Raw genomic sequence first — 17929 nt, 5'->3', positions numbered from 1 at the left:
CCTCCTTATGGATTAGGTCTTAACAGAAAATCATCCTCATAAAAGCTGTACCCGCGAATTTGCGCTTTCGGCGCATCGTCGGCAATATATTGGACAACATAGATTTCCCCATCTTCAAATTGCACCCATCCCGAATAACCGAGATCGGCTGCCGGGCTGCGGTCATAATCGATGGGCATGATTCTCGTCCACTGCTCCCGCCGCTCGGTCGCCTTTGCCGATTCCTGATCCGTCAGTGCGACAAAGAAGTTCTGCGTCCAGGTGCCGAGCCAGCCTTTGCCGCCTTGCATGAAACGGTACGCGATCATAATGTTTCCGCTCTGCAGCATCCCTGCAACCGGACGATGACACCCGGGGATGGGGACGCGGTAGGGTCCGCTCCAAGTCTCGCCCTGGTCATAGGAAATCGATTTGTAACAATCGAGCCCCTGCCCGGAGTTCTCCCGCAGGAAGGCAACCAGGGTTCCATCCGGGAGCGGAAGTATGCTCCCCTCGCACAGCTTCAGATCCGGATGCGAGGCCACAGTAACCGGTCCGTACCAATCTTCGCCTTGGCTATCCGAGTACCATAGACGCTGCTCGCTGACGCCTGTCTCCGCATTTCGCTCATGGGCGGACAGCAGCCACCGTCCGGATGCAAGCTCGCACAGCTTATCCGGCACGATACCGGTAACCGGCGTCTCGATGGGCTCGGACCAGCGGTTCCCTTCGGCATCCCCAATCCATATATAATTCCGTCCCCCGTTCTCCTTCTTCTCCCTAATCAGATCTGCGACGATAACAAGCCGGTCATCCCGCAGTCTCGAAATCCGAGCGCAGTTCCAGTAGGGAAATCCTTTCGTCCATGAGGTAAACGGCTTCTTGTCACTCCAGGTTCTTCCTCTATCCGTACTTTCAGTCAGCATCAGGCGCGTAGCCGACCTGTCGCCGTGATGCGTGCATTGGGAAAATACGCATACCAGCTTGCCCGCTGCAGTTAGCGTTACATCGGGCCATGCTTCATACCATTCCTCGTCTCTGCTGATCGCAAACTTTTCAATCGCCATTAACGTTCATCCTCCTTAACCGTTCTCGCCACTTCCACGGTTATTGTCTTCGTCGTTGAATGCCCGGCCTTATCCCTTGCTTCATAGGTAATGATATACGCCCGCTTCTCTCCGCGCCGATGGTTTGCGGCCAACAGCTGAAAGGACGTATCCGCTGTTCCGATGTCCGCATCCCGAATTCCTTCAAGAGGGTCCGGCGTGCCTTCGGTTGTGACAGACACCAATGCAATCGAATCGATTCCGGATGATTCATCCTTGGGGTCAAGCCTTATCTCCATCGGCACCCACTTGCGGTTAGGCGGCCAGAGAACCTCAAGATTCGGAGTGACCGTGAGCTCTGGCTCCGTCTTGTCAATGGGAAGCACCAGGGTCCGGGTCTCTTCCACATTGCCGGCTCCGTCCCGGCCCCGGTACTCCATCGTGGTGATTCCTTCCGCAGAAACGGAGACTGCTCCTGAATAATTCGTCCATTCCCCGCCATTCAGCCGATATTCCGTGTAAGTCACCTTGGAGCCTTGATCCGCTGCCGTGAGCTCCACCGTCACATCGGACGTATACCATCCATTCATTCCGTCCGGCTCGTTCGGCGTAACGACAGCTTCCGTGACCGGGGCGGCTGCGTCGAACGGAAGCTGATACAGCTTCCTGATGTCGGATGGATCCAGCGCATGGCGATATATCCTTACATCGTCCAGACTGCCGCTCCAATCCCGATTGGCAACTGTGCCTTTATCAAAGCCGACCAGCGGCGGAGCGTCTTCGTTCGTCACGTTCATAGCGGCACCGTCAAATTGGGCCGATGTCGCAGCCAATTCCCCGTTAACGTACACCAGAAGATTGCCGCCCTGCCGGACACCGGCAACATGCGTCCATTCCCCGGTCTTGACCAGACCGGACGGCGTTGCTATGCCAATCTCCCTGTTCAGCGGCAGCCCGTTCAGATTCATCCGGACTGCACCGTTCTGTTCAACCGACATCCACCACTGCGGGACGCCCCGGCCGGCCGTTCCGTACCATATCAACAGATGCCGCTGCCGGGAAAGCGTCTCGGGGTTGACCCATGTCGCGAAGGTAAAATCGCCGGTTCCAAAATGAAGATCATCGGCCTTCGTGATCTCGACGTGCGAACGCTGCATGGCATCCAAATGCAGAACATGGCCCTGTCCATCGGAACGCACCGCCCCAGGCAGGATCGCCGCGCCGTTCTTCAGCAAGCCGGTATGCCCTCTGCCTGTCACATCCGTCACGCCCCCAACGCTAACCTGCTCGAAATCCCAGTGCAGCAGCAGCTCCGGACGCGGTCTGGACCTATCCAATTCAATCGTATAGGTGCGCGTGCGATGCCCAAGCCGGGCCGTAACGAGAAGCTTATCAAGTTCGCCCAGCCGGATCGTCCTTGGTATTCCTGGTGCTGCCGGCTCGCCCGCTATTTCGATTTCGACGCCAGCTTTCGATGCGATCGGCGTAACCGTCACTGCTTCGCTTCCTTCATACAATGTAAGGCGGTAATGCTCGATATCGCTCCTAAACACGGGTGACAGCGAGCCTTCCGAGAACACCAGGCCGTCCAGCTGCACATCCTCCGTTTCGAACCAAGCCAAATTGAAGGTTGCAAACATGATTTTGTCATAAGGTGTATAACCCCCGCCTTCAAACAACAGACCTATCGTTCCGTCCGGCAGCACGGTGAGCGAGGAGTAGGCGGAATGCCCGCTGTATACCGTTTTCGCTACCGGCCAGGTGGCTCCGTCGTCATGGCTTAGGCGGACCGTCATATTTTCCCTGACGTTCTCGCTGGCCGGATTGGCGAATACCAGCAGCCTGCTGCCAAGATCATTATCGGCCGGCAAATAACGCACAATGCTCGCTTGCACGACCGGATCAATCAGCTCAGGCGCATAATACACAGGTGACCAAGTCGCTCCTTGATCTCTGCTTGTCGAGATCGCCCTCCGTTTCCGTTCTTTGTTGGCGGACAAGCGGTCGTTCCGCATCAAGGTGCCGTCCGTCAATTCCACCACGGTGGCCTCGTTCGTATCCCCTTGAATATAGCCGCTCTGATACCAGGTTAAGCCATGATCGTCGCTCTGGATGTTCCGGCCAATCGCGGGAATCACCAGCCGCCCTTGGTTAGGTCCATGCCGAAGCTGAATGCCGATGGCAGGCCCTGTTGCATCCCACCTTATATCAGGCGGCTGCACCTCTTCAAACCGATTAACCGGCTCCGACCAGGAAGCGCCGTCATCGTCGCTGTATGCGCTCCAAATCGTCCGTACGCCCCTGCTCGTTCCATTGTTGATCTCCTCGATCGTGTCCTCGCCATAATTATGGTTCATAAATAACCATATGCGGCCATTGCTCTCATCTTGTACCGCTGTTGGATTGCCGCAGGTATCCGCGCCCATATCGCAGACCGTTTGGAGCGACCCCCATGTCGTGCCGCCGTCCATACTGCGCTTTAGCACAAGGTCGATGTCTCCCGTATCGGAAGCGCTGTTTTTCCGCCCCTCGGCGAACGCCAGCAGGGTTCCGTCCATGGTCGTCAACACGGTTGGAATGCGAAACGTATGATACCCTTCCGTTCCTGCCACGAACAAATCGATATTGCGAAACTGCGCTTCCCCGTCGGCCGCTGTCTCAGCTTTGGCAGCATTACTTAAGCTAACGGGGCCATGAGGGAAGCAGGCAGCCATAACAATAAACACCATCCAGCCAATAAACGCCTTGCGAAGCGGCCTCATCATAAACGAACCCTCCTAACCTTTAATGGAGCCGACCATAACCCCTTTAACGAAGTACTTCTGCAGAAACGGATACACAAACAAGATGGGAAGCGTGCTGATGATAATAACCGCTGACTTCAAAGTGGCGGCCGGCGGCGGATTCCGCACGTATTCCAGCTGTGCCTCGTTTTGCGTAATCCCCGTTAGCAAAATATTGCGCATGATGACCTGGATCGGCATCTTGTTAATGTCATTGATATAGATCGATGCCCCGAACCAATCATTCCAATGATGAACCGCATAGAACAAGCCGATCGTTGCCATAGCCGGCATGGAAAGAGGAATGACGATTTTGAACAGAATCAGCTGAGGCGTAGCCCCGTCAATGACGGCGGACTCCTCCAGCTCCTCCGGAAGACCCATGAAGAAATTCCGAAGAATAAACAAATTCCACGCGCTGACCAAGCTTGGAAAAATAAGCACCCAAAGCGTATCCTTAAGCCCCAGCGTATCCATCAGCATATAATTAGGGATCAAGCCGCCTTGAAAGATCATGGTCAGAAAGATGAACAGCACCAGCCCGTTTCGGCCCGGCAAGCTCCGGCGCGCCAAACCGTATGCCAGCATGGACGTGAACAGCAAATTGAGGAACGTGCCCACGATGACCCTGAAAAGCGTAACCTGATAAGCATTCAAAATGATCTTCCCCCGGTTAAGAAGCACGTCATAGGCCGTAAAGTCGAGCCTTTCCGGGATCAGCACGAATGCCCCCCGGCGCATGGATTCCTCTGCGCTGATGAACGACGTCGACAGCACCGCCAGAAACGGGATGACGAACATGAGGGACAAAAAGATCAGGAAAACAATGTTGGCAGCATCAAAAATACGTTCGCTTCTCGTCGGCTTTATTCCACCCACCGTATCCCTCCTTACCAGATTCCCGTTTGGTTCATTCGCTTCGCGAAATAATTCGCACCCAAGATGAGCGTCATGGCCAGAAGATTTTTGAATAAACCGACCGCCGTGGCGAATGAATAGTTAAGCGATGTCAGGCCCTCTCTATACACATACGTATCGATGATGTCAGCCACCTCGTATACCGCAGGCGAATACAGCAGCAGCACCTTTTCGAACCCCGCATTCAGCAATCCCCCGATCGACAGGATAAGCATAATGACAATGACATGCGAGATGCCTGGCAGCGTGATATGCCATGCTTGACGAAGCCGGTTGGCACCATCGATTTTTGCGGCTTCATACAGTCCCGGATCAATCCCGGCCATGGCTGCCAAGTACAAGATCGTGCCCCATCCGACGGTCTGCCACACATGGGATACAACGAGGATGGACCGGAAATATTTGGGCTCCCCTAGGAACAGAATCGGCTCTCCGCCGAAAAACACGATGATCGCATTAAGCAATCCATTGTCCGTGGACAGCATCATCATGATGAGTCCTGCAACCACGACGGTCGAGATGAAGTGCGGCAAGTACGAGACGGTTTGAACGAACCGCTTGAACAGCCCGTTCTTCAGTTCATTCATCAAGAGTGCCAATACGATTGCAGCCGGAAACCCGAACAACAGATTGTAGAAGCTGATCAGGAACGTATTGCGGAGAACATTCCAGAAATAATAGGATTGAAAGAAACGGACAAAATGATCGAAGCCTACCCATTCGCCCGTTAATATCCCGCGTACTCCTTCGAACGGCGAGATGTCTTTGAACGAAATGATGACGCCAAACATGGGCACGTAATCAAAAATAAGAAAATATAATAGACCGGGCAGGATTAAGTAATAGTAGAACCGATGCTTTTTCACTGCAGGCCATCGGCTTTTTTTCTTGGACTCCGGCGGGGAAACCGTCGCTGCTTTAAGCTCCATGATAGGCGTGCCCTCCCGCTTTTATTTTTTCAGCTCGTGGTATTGCTTCGTGTATTCATCAATCCACATCTGCAGCCCCGCCTTGTTCAATTGTTCAATGTATTGATCAAATTCACTCAAAGGTCTTACGCCGGTCACAAACTTTACGAGCTCCTCGCTCCGCAAACGATCCAGGTCCTCCAGCATGGGAACATTCTGCTTCAGCCGCTCCTTGTCGTAGACGACGGTCGCATCCAGCGGCATTTTGGCGGCGCTTACATTCGTAATTTCATGATTTAAATAATCGGCGTGCATCTTCTTCACCGGATCGCGGAAGGCGTATTTGTTCTCCGTCGCAAGGCCCAAAGAGAGCATATATTCGCCGGCATACCGAAGCTCCGGACTAAGCAGCTCGATCTCGAACTTTTGGTCATCTAAATATTTCCAATTCTTGCCGAAGGCTGCATTCAGGGTATTGGTCGGCAAGTCCTTGTATTGATAATTGATAAACTTGATTACGGCCTCCGGATTTTTGGCCTTTTTCGTGACCAGCATGCCCGTTGTGTTTCCGCGCGACGCCGTCATCAGCTTGCCGGCAGGACCCGTAAGATCTCTCGCAATCGCATAGTCCACGCCTTCCGGAAGGTTTGGCTTGATCTGCGGGAACAGCAGCGTAATTCTTGAATACCACATGGAAGACATGCCCACCCGGTTGGTCTTCAGCAGCTCGAGCGGGTCAAATTTTGCAAAAGCCTCCTTGTAGATGTAGCCCTTCTGATACCAGTCCGCCATCTTGGCCAAGAAATCCCGGTAGCCCGGCGCCAGCTCGACCGGCTTGATTTTGTTATCGGCAGGGTCGAGCCAGTTGCTGTTGCCGCCTTCAACGAAGCCGCCCATGAGCGCATTATTGATTCCATTGATATCGGTCATCATGGGAATGGTATCCGCTTTGCCGTTGCCGTCAGGATCGCCCTCCTGGAACGCCTTCATCACCGCCTCGAGCTCATCGATCGTTTTCGGCATTTCCAAGCCCAGCTTCTCCAGCCAGTCTGTGCGAATCCATACCGGATAATGAACGGAAGGCAAGCCGCGGGGAATCCCCCAGATCGTCCCGTCTTTATCCGTCATATAATCCCAGGCTTCCTGCGGCCATGCCTTCAAAATATCCTGGCCGTGCTCCTCCAGCAAATCGTTCAGCGGAATGATGGCCCCCTTCGAAGCATACTGATCCCAATCCCCCTGAAATACATCCACTTGATCCTTGGACCCGAGCAGCAGGTTCAGCTTTTCGCCCTCGGAGCCTTTCGGAGGCACAATGGCGATCGGCTCAATGCCGAGCTCTTCCATATACATCTGTTTCATTTCCTCCAACGCGTCCGGTACGCTGCCTTCCGGCTTCTGATTCAAAGCCCCGGTATTCTGGTAAATATAAATTTTGGGCATTTCCCCGGAGCCCTTGCTGGAACCTCCATCAGCTTCCTTGGATCCGTTTGGTGTTCCATTGCCCCCGCTCCCTCCGCCGCCACATGCCGCGATCGCCAGGACGAGCATGGCCGTCAGCGTGGTCTGTGCGAATTTTTTCATCATAATCCCTCCTTCTACTTTGCGGGTCCACGATTCCAACATGGCCGGGACCTTCTGTCAGGTGACACCTTATCACGGATTGTAAACGCTTTAAATGAAAAACGCCGTACATTTATAACAACATTTCTACTTATCAATTATTTGTTATGGAAGCTAAAAATCCCGGTACTCCTTTGCGGGAGTAAGGAGCCGGGATCATGGTTAAGAGTATATTTTTTTGTATTCGCCGGGGGTGAGTCCGGTTATTTCCTTAAACACTTTAATAAAATAGTGGGCGCTGCCGAATCCGACCTGTCTGCCGATCTCATTGATTTTAAGCCTGCCTTCCGCAAGCAGACGCTTGCTGTTATCGACCCGAACCTGCTTCAAATAATCAATGAAGGGCTGACCGGTGCTTTGCTTAAACAATCTGCTGATATAAGCCGGATTGAGGTTCAACCGCTCGGCTACCCACGAGAGCGAAATATCTTTATCGTACTCGTTCTCCAGGATCTCGATGATTTTGGCGATATGCTGATTGCCCCTGGCATGAATTTCTTGACGGATGCATTCAATTCCACGAGTTATAAGCGATTGAAACCAGAGGACAATGTGATCCAGCGATTCCAGATCAAGCAGCTCCCGATAGGGATCTGTTCCGTCCCCGAACAAAATCTCGATGTCCGTTCCGAACGAGCTGAAGGAATGCCGGATTGATGTAAGCAATTGAATGAAGATCGGCTGGATCTGGTTGTAATGCAGCTTATTCTTGCAGGCTTCGATCTCGGCCACAAAGGCCCCGAACGTCGAGAGTGCTTCCTCCAAGCAGGCGGTCCGGATGTAATTATTGAGCTTCTCCTCAAGCTGGCTTGGATAAATAAAGGTCTGCCCGTTGTCGGCACGGATATCGTCCATGGATATAACATAGCCTTTGCCGTACAGAATGCGATATTTCAGCGCCTCCGCCGCTTCTTCATACGCAAGCGGCAGCTCGCCGATCCCCTTGCAGATGCTTCCAACGCCGAGGGAGCATTGGGCTCCCAATCTGGCATTGACTTCATCGAGCAGCTGCTGCGCCAGGTGGAATAATGGTTGGCGTCCCTTGCCGGGAAAATGAAAAACAACAGCGACCTTGTCCTTTTCCACATTGACCACGAAAAATGCGGTCTCCTGCCCCAAAACCCTGCTGTCCCGCAGGGCATCCATGATTTTGATCTTGCACAGATCCTGAGCCAGCATATCCTCGCCATTCGAGGCCAGCTCCTCATCAATAGACAGCAAGAATACGGACAGATCATGAAGGCTGATGTCGAGCCCAAGATAATCCTTCTTCGCTTCAATCTCTTCAAGACTCATGGCATGCCGCTGCAGCAATGATTGTTTAAACCGTTCCAATTGGAAAGGCAGGCTTTCCTCCAGCCGTTCTTTATAATAATTGCGCTCATCGATGGTCGAACTGACAAAGCTGCCGATGACGCTGAGTTCATCATTCGCCCCCTTATGCGTATGATCCGAAACGTGAACGCTCCCTTTACGGTGCCTGAAATCCTGATGATCGTTACCCTTTCCACGATCCGGCCGGATATCATCCTCCCTGACTTTCGCCAGCGCATTCAAGCGGGAAATGGGCTTATACAAGCTTCTGGACGAAAAATAGGACAGCAGCAGCGAAAAGAGGATTAAGGCGCCGGCTGTATAAGTTATCGTCTGTTTGATGTCAATCGTGCCCTGGGTATATACCCCCATATCGGAGACGTTGACAAACGTCCAATCCAGCAGTTTCGAGGAGGAGTAGCTGACCAGCTTTTTGCCGCCGTCCAGCTCAATGGAGTAAGATCCCGCCCCGCCTGCATGTTGGAGCGCTTCGGATAATCCGATTCGCGGAAAGTCATCCTTACCGGAAGCTTGGCTGCGGAACACGATATTTCCGCTGGAGGACACGACATACATGTCGTCATTCGCGTTCAGTTTGCTGATAATATCCGCATAAATCATGGATGCATCGAGGTTAACGATAATCGCATTGTTGGCTTTCTTGGACTTGTAGATCACGGACAGGAGCTCTTTCTCGCCTTGAGGGTATTGCTTGGCGACTCGGGTGTCCAGGAAAACGGGGTTCATCTGCATGTTTTGCACGGCTTCATACCAGCCTTGATCATAAAAGTCCTCTCGGCGGAACTGGCGGTTCGAGCGGTCATTGTCCGAGGTAATCACCAGGTTTTTGCTGCTGTCGTAAAAATATACGGAATCCACGAATTGATCCGAAAGTTTAAATGAGTTCATCGTGAGGAAGGTGTTCTTTTTAGCCTCCAAATAAGCATACAGCGCAGGCAAATCCTCCTTCGGGATCTCCCCTTGAAGGCTCTCGTAATAAGCACCGTTAGGAAAATTCTCGAAGCTGATAAAAGAACGGTTAAGCGCAAGCAAATTCGAATTTTCCTTAATCCGGTTCAATAGAATCTCAAGCGTGTTGATCGTTTGGTTCAAATACTGCAGCTTGTTGTTTCCCGTCTCTTCCTCGACAATGTCAGATACTCTGTAATAAGCGAAGATATTGGACACCAAGCTTGGGAGCACGGTAATCAACACGGTCGTGACGATTAACTTTAAAAAGAACTTACGCCTTTTTATTCTTCCAATCGAATCGATCCAGGTTCTCAGCTGAGACATCATCCCTATCCCCCTTGTCCCGAAATATGTACATTGCATGCCGGAACCTGTAGAGAATCGTGCTGTTCAAGCCGCCGTTCCAGGGTTCTTAAATAAAGCGCTTTCAATCACTTTTAAAATGATTATACCTTATAGGCTTGTTGTTGGGGTATAGGGAGGGATCGTTTGAGGCAAGTATGGATCCTTGCCTTTTCTCAGCGATCCCGCATGTTTGGTTGCGTTAGTATTCATCATTTTCGCAGCAGGTTGAAAATCGCCTCCAGTCGGATCGTATGGCTGCATGACTCGCAGGTATACTTCCCGCGTTGGTTGTTTTCCTTAAAATTAGCGTAACCCGCGCTTCCTTCGTAAATCCGGAATTTCTTCTTGCAGCAGAAGCATTCCACCTCGTAGAACAGCATGCCCCGCCCCCTCCTCATTCGTAATCTACGTTACTTACGGCCCGCTCAAAGATGCCGATCAGCTCCTCCGTGTACTCCTTCACGCTAAGATCCGGAGTACGCATCAGCTCAAGGCTGAATCCATCAATGGCATGGCGAATGGCTAGCGCCGTGACCCGTGCCGACAACGGGGTAAATGTCCGGAAGCATCCAGCCTCCGCACCCGCATATAGAATCTCCTCAATAGGCTGATAGATGCCCTCGTCCGCATCCGCTGAGAACCGAAGCTTTCCATCCTTCGTTCGCATGCCTGCCGCGATTTCCACGACGGCAAATACCATTTCCCGGTGCTCCGCAATAAACGCCAGATTCGCCTCCATATACTTCCTAAGCCGTTCTTTCGGTGTGGCTGCGTTAGCCACAACTGGACGGATAAAAGCCTCCGCCGAGATCGCGTAAGCCGCCACCACTTCTTCCAGCAGATCATCCTTACTGGCAAAATGATAGGTAATCACCCCTTTGCTAACATTGGCGCGCTTGGCGATTTGCCCGATGGAAGCTTGGGCATAGCCGACTTCGGAAATCGTCTCGATCGCACATTGGACGATTTGAGCACGGCGGGCTTTTTCGATAAACGACAAGTCATTGGGGTCATTTGCTTTATTTTTAGTACTCATGTTTATATTTTAGTACGATCGTACTAATTAATCAATAAAGAACCGGCCCATCTTTTACCGATGGCCGGCCCTTTCATCGCTGTCTAACGACAGCCATTAATTTTTTGCTTAAACCAAGCTCCTTGGGCTGCTGCCCACCCAACCAATGGCCAGGTAAAGTCATTCTAGCGTCTTGAATTATTGCACCTGATCGAGCAATCGATAGGCCTCTTCCTTCGATGTCACCGCCAAGAGCGCTTCTCGGAAATCATCGTCCATCAGCTTACGGGACAGCATCTGCAGCACTTTCAAATGCGCATTTTGTTTACTATTGCGCGGCACGGCAATCATAAAGATCAATTTGGCTTCGCTGCCGTCGAGACTCTTCCAGTCGACACCATCCCGCTGAATACCAAAGACCACGCTTGGTTTCAGGACAGCTTCCGATTTACCGTGAGGAATCGCAATATTCATGCCGATGCCGGTGGAGCTTTCTTGTTCCCGGGCTAATATGGCCTGTTTAAAATCACCGTCAGCTCTGACCGCCCCATTCCGCTCCAATACAGCAATCATTTCGTCGATAACAGCATCCTGTGTCGTACCGGCCAGATTCAGGTTAATGAGATCCGGTGTTACGATATCCGTCAATTTCTCAACGCGGATAGGAGATGCTTCCGTCGTTGTACCGTTACTGTTCTTGGCTGAAGCCGCTTCGGTTGCGTCCGCAGCCACGGCTGCAGCTGGGGCCGCTTCGGCTCCGGCTGGCTTTGCTACTGCTTCTGCTCCTTCTCCAACAACTGCCGGAGTCACTGCCGCAACATTTTTCTTAAGCAGGCTCACCATGATCACCGATACGGCTGCGCCGACCATGACCGCTAAGAAGAACATCAGCACATGATCAACGGCACCGAGCACGGCTACAATCGGACCGCCGTGGGCTACGCTGTCACCGACATTGCCCAACATGGCAATCACCGAGCCCGTCATGGAACCGACCATGATACTCGGAATGACGCGTAGAGGATCTTGCGCCGCGAATGGAATCGCTCCTTCGGTAATACCGAACAGTCCCATCGTAAATGTTGCCTTTCCGGCTTCACGTTCCGAAGGTGTAAACTTTCTTTTGTTTATCATTGCTGCCAATCCCATTGCAATCGGAGGAACACAGATGGCAACGGCAATCTGGCCCATAATCTCATAGTTTCCTTCCCCGATCATGGCCGAGCCGAACAGGAATGCAACCTTATTCACGGGCCCCCCCATGTCAAAAGAAATCATCGCGCCCAGAATAAGCGCGAGCAGAATCGAACTTGTACCCTGCATTCCCGCGAGCCAAACGGTCAATGCCTCAAACAGATCCGCAACCGGAGCTCCGATCACAAAGACGAAGATTAACCCTACGACCAGTGAAGCCAGTACCGGGATAACGATAATGGGCATAATCGGCTGCAACGACCGAGGAACCTTGATCTTTTTAATAGCAAGTGCAACATAACCCGCCAGGAAGCCGGCTATAATCCCCCCGATGAATCCAGCCCCTGCTTCACTTCCATAAAAGCTGCCGTTCGCGGCAATGAACCCGCCGACCATACCTGGCGCAAGGCCCGGCCTGTCCGCAATACTCATGGCGATAAATCCGGCAAGGATCGGAACCATGAAGGTAAACGCAGCCGCGCCGATACTTTCAATCGTTTTCCAGATCGAATCATCCGGTATAACCAAACCACCCGGCGTCTTCACGCCGCCCATCGTCAGTGCGATTGCGATGAGCAGCCCACCGATCACGATAAACGGCACCATATAGGATACGCCGTTCATCAAGTGTCGGTAAATCGGATTTTGTTTAGGTTTCTTCTCCCCTGTCGTATCTTCAGCTGACTTGGACTGTGCCTGATAGACGGGCACATCCCCTTTCATCATCCGTTGGATCAGCTCTTCCGGACGACGGATACCGTCCTGCACCCCGACGACAAGCAGTTTTTTACCCACAAACCGGTCCTTCACCACCGTCTTATCCGCTGCAATAATAATACCGTCGGCTTCACGGATATCCTGCTCCGTGAATTGATTCTCTACGCCGATGGAGCCTTGAGTCTCGACTTTCATCTCAACGCCAAGCTTCGCGCCTGCCTTCTGCAGATTCTCGGCGGCCATATAGGTATGTGCAATTCCGTTAGGACATGAAGTAATCGCTAGTATTTTCATGTTCGTCATTCTCCTTCGCTGTCATGTTCCCGCTTACATTTATAGTGTACACGCTGAAAGCGCTGTTATCGGATGAACTTATTACCGGAACTTCCGGAAAAAACGGATTTATTTCGCAAGCAAAATATCCCTCAAAACGGGCCTATGCAACGATGCTTATCCCAAACGCTTTGCAGCATCCTGAAAAATGTAAAAAGCAGGACGTATGCCGTCCTGCTTGATCATCACCGTTTCTACCATTCATGTTACCCTTTTAACCTATTCAGCAATCGTATCGCATCCGTTTCCTTAGACAACGCACTGACCAGTGCCGGCTGCTCACTGATGCGCGACAATTCCTTGAACAGCTGCCGCATCTCTTTTCGCTCATCATGCTGGATCGCAAGCAAGAACACAAGCTCTACCTTCTCGGTCCCCCAGGTAATCGGCTGCTTCAAAGTAACGACAACGATGCAGGACTGTGTAACCCACTCCGAGCCGCCATGAGGGATGGCAATGCCTCCTCCTATCGTTGTAGCAGACAGTTTCTCACGTTCCAGCACACTTTCCGTATACCCGGCCTGGACATACCCTTTGTCCACCAGCATCTGCGCAAACTTGGAGATTAACTGTTCCGGACGCTCTAGCTCCTGCTGAGGAAAGATGAGAAAAGGTGTCGTATATTTCAAAAAAACCGATTCCTCAGCCGCCCTGCCGTCCGGCTCATCAAGCCGACGGATCGCCTGCTCCAGCTTCCGCTCGTCACTGGCCTCGAGCAGAGGGGAAACGAGGATATGCGGTATTTTTAACTTGGGAAGATCAACGGTCGTTATGACAAGATCCACCTCATGAGCTGCCAGATAATCCTCTACCTCCGCTTTGGACATCGTTGTCTCTACATGCACGGACGGGAATCTCCGCTCCACCTTCGCGAGAAGGAGTTGGGACATCCCTACCCCCATATGACACACGATAATCACCTTTTGAGGGTGACTTTCATTCTGGTGAAGCCGCTCCACGGACGCCTGAAAATGCAGCGTCAAGTACGCGGCCTCCTCTTCGGGAAAATACAGCTGGAACGCTTCCCCTACCTCTTCCAGTGCCATAATGACCCGATCGAACATATACGGGTACATCTTTTTGATCTCAGCCAGCATCGGGTTGGACACAGGCAGACCATAATGAAGACGGTTCATGGTCGTGTACAAATGCAATTTTAACCCGTTCAGCAATACGGGGTCCCTGGAGAAAGGAAGCATATTCAGCTCCGACATCCGCTGGGTCAGCTGCTCAACCAGGCGGGGCAAGAGGGGGTGGCTGTCTGCCAGATCGCTTCGTCCAACGCCCTCATTCTCCTGCGTGTATCGGATCTTCCCGCCAAGCAGGTGCAGGGTTAGATAAGCGGTTTCCTCCTTGGAGAAAGGGACGGCAAACAGTTTTTGCAGCTGCTTCAAAAAGTCCGTCGCCCATGCAAATTCCGTTTTGTTTCCCAAAAAGGCCATGTCCTGATCAGAGAGCGAAATCGGCTGACCCAGCTTGGTCCGTTTGACCATGAGCAGAATATGCAGCATCAGGCTTTCAAAGGTTTCATCGGTGAAGCGGAGCTGATGCTGCTTTTGCAGCTCCTTCAACTCATGGGACACGGCTGCAATCTCGTGCGGTTCAAACTGGTTACGCATCATCTGTCCCGTCAACTCCGGACGGTTGATCAATTGGTTCAGCCGCGCCAGCGCCATCCGTTTGTTCTTCTCCGTACCCTCAATCATGAAGCCTACGCGCTGCTTCGTCACTAAACTCAGATCAAAGCTTCGCAGCCAGTCCGCAATCTTGTCCATATCCCGTCGGATAATCGCCTTGTTCACGTAAAACGGCGAAGCCAGGCTCTGCAGGGTTACGGGCTTCGCGTTCATCAAGAGCCGATATGCCAGGTGCAGCACCCTTCCCTCATCGGATTCATCCTCGCCGGTACGCTCGTTGGAATACAAACGGTGGAACAAATCAGCCCGATCCGCTTCTCCAATCTCCAGATAGACGCCAAGTCCCGGCCTTTTCACCAGACGGCCACTGGAGTGCTTAACGATATATTCTTCAATCACCTTCAGATCGTTACGGATCGTCTTCTCCGAGCACTCGGTCTGATCCGCGAGATCCTGAACGAGCCATTGGCGGTTCGTTTCCATTAACAAGTTGCGAAAAATCTCTTTTTGCCTGTTATTCATTCCGGTCTCCTATTCAGCTTATTGGGAGAGCTCACGCTTCGTAGAGCAGGTACATCGTCCTACGTATATCATATCCGGGTCGCTATGGCAATCTGAACGGGGACGTTACACGGGAAGGGAGCTATAAAAGGGCTTGTTGACAGGAAAACGGAGCGAGCGGTAAACCAAACAAGGATGCCTCAAAAGTCGGCACCCTTGTTCTTGATCCGCTTATAATCCTCGTACAACTTAAGAAATCCCTTCGGCTCCTCGGCGTATCTTTCCCATAAAAGCCTCCACAGCCTCCTGCGCCGACGCCGCTCCCGTCACGGCGGATATCACCGCGACGCCATCCGCACCCGCTCCAATCACTTCCTCCACGCGCTCCACGGTAATCCCGCCAATGCCAACGATCGGCAATCGGATTCCAGCTTCGCGCAGCTCACGGAGAATTGCCGGGCCTTGCGCAGCCTTGGCATCATCCTTTGAGCGGGTCGGATAGATCGGTCCGATGCCAAGATAATCGGCACCATGGAGGATCGCGCGCCGGGCTTCCTCCACCGTATGCGCCGAGACGCCCAGCATCCGGTTGCCGATCCGTTCACGTACCGAAGCCGCAGATTCGTCGTCCTGGCCGATATGCACGCCGTCGGCGTCCAGCTTCAGTGCCAGCTCTACATCGTCATTGACGATGAAGGGTACGCGTGCTTGCCGGCACTGCTCCTGGATCCGGCGAGCCAGCCGGAGCATCGGCTCCCCGTTGAGTGCTCCATGTCCCTTCTCACGAAATTGGACCATGGTTGCGCCTCCAGCCAACGCCTCCTGCACGACCAAGCTAGGCTCGACGATGCAGTTCACGCTGCCGAGCACGAGGTACATCCGCAGATGCCGCCTCATCATCTCAGGTGCCACTCTGCCTGTCATTGCAGCACCTCCTGACGGCGGCGATTGTATGCCCAATGATTGGTCGGGCCCTGTCCCTGCCCCAAGTTTAATCCGTCCTCAATGGCCGCTTGAATGAATAAACGCCCGCTCTGAATCGCATCGAAGGCGCTCAAGCCCTGGGCCAGACCTGCCGTAATGGCTGCAGAGAACGTACAGCCGGTCCCATGCGTATGAACGGTGTTCACGCGCTTGGCGCTGAGTTCCGTAAAGCCGGTGCCGTCATATACCAGATCCACCACCTGATCTCCATCCTCCTCGAAGCTGCCATGACCGCCCTTGATGATGACGATCCGCGGACCGAGCCCGCCGATGCGGCGAGCCGCTTCCCGGCAGTCATGCCTCGTGCGGATTCCCATTCCCGCCAGCACCTCCGCCTCCGGAATATTAGGCGTCACCACCATCGCCAAGGGAAGCAGCTCCCGCTTTAGTGCATCAACCGCTTCAGTACGCAGCAGCTCCGCACCGCCCTTGGCGATCATCACGGGATCGACAACGACGTTCTCCCAGCCAAACGACCGGATCTTAGCGCTGACCAGGCGGATAACATCCGCATGAAACAGCATCCCGGTCTTTAAGGCGTCCACGCCGATATCGCCGCCCACCGCCTCGATCTGCTCCGCCGCCGCTTCCGGCGGGAGCGGATAGACGCCATGGACGCCCAATGTATTCTGCACCGTTACTGCAGTCAATGCCGACATGCCGAATACGCCCAGCTCCTGGAACGTCTTCAGATCCGCTTGAATACCTGCGCCGCCCCCGCTGTCGGACCCGGCAATCGTCAGCGCTCTCGGAATCCGCGCGTCTGTCATCGGGACACGCTCCCTTCCGTCAGGATGTCCGCTTCGCGGACCGACGCGTGCCCTTCGAGCGAACCGGAGTGGAGCTTTGCAAGCTCATCCAAGAAGGCGATCTGGAAGCTGCCCGGCCCGAGTCCGGCCGTTTGCTCGGCCGCGCGGGCGGCTGCTGCCCCATAGAAGGCAAGGCCAGCCGTCCCCGCCAGCAGCAAATCCGGCTCCACAGCGGCGAAGGCCCCGAGCACGGACGTGAGCAGGCAGCCCGCTCCGGTTACTTTCGTCAGCATCGCATGCCCGCCGCGTATGATTCGCGCCGAAACACCATCGCTGATCACGTCCTCCTCTCCCGTAATGGCCACCACCGTATTTAGCCGCTGTGCAGCCCGCAGCGCCAGCTCCAAGTTCCCGCCGGACGCAGAGTCGTCTGCATCGACCCCCTTGATCACCCGGACTTCGCCGATCAGATTGGCAACCTCGGCCGCATTGCCCCGCACCAGGGAAACCTTCACTTCACGCATGATCCGCAGGGCCGAATCGGTCCGAAACGGCGTGGCCCCCGCTCCTACCGGATCGAGGAGAACCGGGACGCGATGCGTATTGGCAGATTGCCCGGCAATGATCATCGCATCCACTTGTTCGCGGGACAACGTGCCGATGTTGAGCACGAGCGCTCCGGCAATTTGGGCCATATCCGCCACCTCGTCGGGGGAAAATGCCATTACCGGCGACGCGCCCAGCGCGTATAAGCCGTTGGCCGTAAAATTCGTAACCACCACATTGGTCATGTTATGGACAAGAGGCTTCTGCTGCTGCACCTTCGTTAAAAGCCCCGCAAGCTCCGAATCCCATGTATTTCCGCTCATTGCCATCATCCTTTCCCATTCTTTTCTTGGTTTTTGGCATAT

Annotated in this window: 13 protein-coding genes; all 13 read right to left on the bottom strand. The window is 53.4% G+C overall.

What is annotated here, in order from left to right; translation table 11 throughout:
* Nucleotides 1–5 precede the first annotated feature (5 nt).
* The 13 genes from J2Z18_RS22610 to thiM all read right to left on the bottom strand — a co-directional run bounded on the left by J2Z18_RS22610 (nucleotide 6) and on the right by thiM (nucleotide 17887).
* A complete protein-coding gene (locus J2Z18_RS22610; protein ID WP_210095385.1) occupies nucleotides 6–1046 on the bottom strand; it encodes a sialidase family protein in 1041 nt (346 codons plus the stop codon).
* Nucleotides 1046–3790, bottom strand: a complete 2745-nt coding sequence (locus tag J2Z18_RS22605) for an exo-alpha-sialidase (protein ID WP_210095384.1) — start codon at nucleotides 3788–3790, stop codon at nucleotides 1046–1048. Before J2Z18_RS22605 ends, J2Z18_RS22610 begins: the two co-directional genes overlap by 1 nt.
* Nucleotides 3791–3802: 12 nt before the next feature.
* Nucleotides 3803–4687 carry a carbohydrate ABC transporter permease gene (locus J2Z18_RS22600; protein ID WP_007131231.1) on the bottom strand — a complete coding sequence of 295 codons (885 nt, stop codon included), beginning with the start codon at nucleotides 4685–4687 and terminating at the stop codon, nucleotides 3803–3805.
* A gap of 11 nt (nucleotides 4688–4698) precedes the next feature.
* Complete coding sequence (locus J2Z18_RS22595; RefSeq protein WP_007131230.1) at nucleotides 4699–5655, bottom strand: ABC transporter permease; 957 nt, start codon at nucleotides 5653–5655, stop codon at nucleotides 4699–4701.
* Nucleotides 5656–5676: 21 nt separating this feature from the next.
* Nucleotides 5677–7260 (bottom strand): extracellular solute-binding protein, encoded by a 1584-nt coding sequence (locus J2Z18_RS22590; RefSeq protein ID WP_210095383.1) that lies wholly within the window; start codon nucleotides 7258–7260, stop codon nucleotides 5677–5679.
* A 159-nt stretch (nucleotides 7261–7419) separates the two neighbouring features.
* Complete coding sequence (locus J2Z18_RS22585) at nucleotides 7420–9870, bottom strand: helix-turn-helix domain-containing protein (protein ID WP_210095382.1); 2451 nt, start codon at nucleotides 9868–9870, stop codon at nucleotides 7420–7422.
* A 227-nt stretch (nucleotides 9871–10097) separates the two neighbouring features.
* A complete protein-coding gene (locus tag J2Z18_RS22580) occupies nucleotides 10098–10268 on the bottom strand; it encodes a hypothetical protein (protein WP_007131227.1) in 171 nt (56 codons plus the stop codon).
* A 14-nt stretch (nucleotides 10269–10282) separates the two neighbouring features.
* On the bottom strand, nucleotides 10283–10924 hold the full coding sequence (locus J2Z18_RS22575) for a TetR/AcrR family transcriptional regulator (RefSeq protein ID WP_028405423.1): 642 nt from the start codon (nucleotides 10922–10924) through the stop codon (nucleotides 10283–10285).
* 177 nt (nucleotides 10925–11101) lie between these two features.
* A complete protein-coding gene (locus J2Z18_RS22570; RefSeq protein WP_210095381.1) occupies nucleotides 11102–13108 on the bottom strand; it encodes a fructose-specific PTS transporter subunit EIIC in 2007 nt (668 codons plus the stop codon).
* A gap of 245 nt (nucleotides 13109–13353) precedes the next feature.
* The gene (locus J2Z18_RS22565) at nucleotides 13354–15306 is read right to left on the bottom strand and encodes a BglG family transcription antiterminator (RefSeq protein ID WP_210095380.1); all 1953 of its coding nucleotides are present in this window, start codon (nucleotides 15304–15306) and stop codon (nucleotides 13354–13356) included.
* Between the two features lie 228 nt (nucleotides 15307–15534).
* On the bottom strand, nucleotides 15535–16209 hold the full coding sequence (gene thiE, locus J2Z18_RS22560) for a thiamine phosphate synthase (protein ID WP_007131223.1): 675 nt from the start codon (nucleotides 16207–16209) through the stop codon (nucleotides 15535–15537).
* Nucleotides 16206–17039: a bifunctional hydroxymethylpyrimidine kinase/phosphomethylpyrimidine kinase gene (gene thiD / locus J2Z18_RS22555; RefSeq protein WP_210095379.1), complete on the bottom strand. Its 834-nt coding sequence runs from the start codon at nucleotides 17037–17039 to the stop codon at nucleotides 16206–16208. Before thiD ends, thiE begins: the two co-directional genes overlap by 4 nt.
* Entirely contained in the window at nucleotides 17036–17887 is an 852-nt protein-coding gene (gene thiM, locus J2Z18_RS22550; protein ID WP_210095378.1) for a hydroxyethylthiazole kinase, read from the bottom strand. The genes thiD and thiM overlap by 4 nt, the downstream gene beginning before the upstream one ends.
* Between the last annotated feature and the right edge of the window lie 42 nt (nucleotides 17888–17929).

Origin of the sequence: Paenibacillus lactis (assembly GCF_017873605.1) — a bacterium.
GTDB lineage: Bacteria > Bacillota > Bacilli > Paenibacillales > Paenibacillaceae > Paenibacillus_AQ > Paenibacillus_AQ lactis.
The sequence above is the reverse complement of the archived record's forward strand: the minus strand, read 5'-3'. Positions and strand labels throughout refer to the sequence as shown.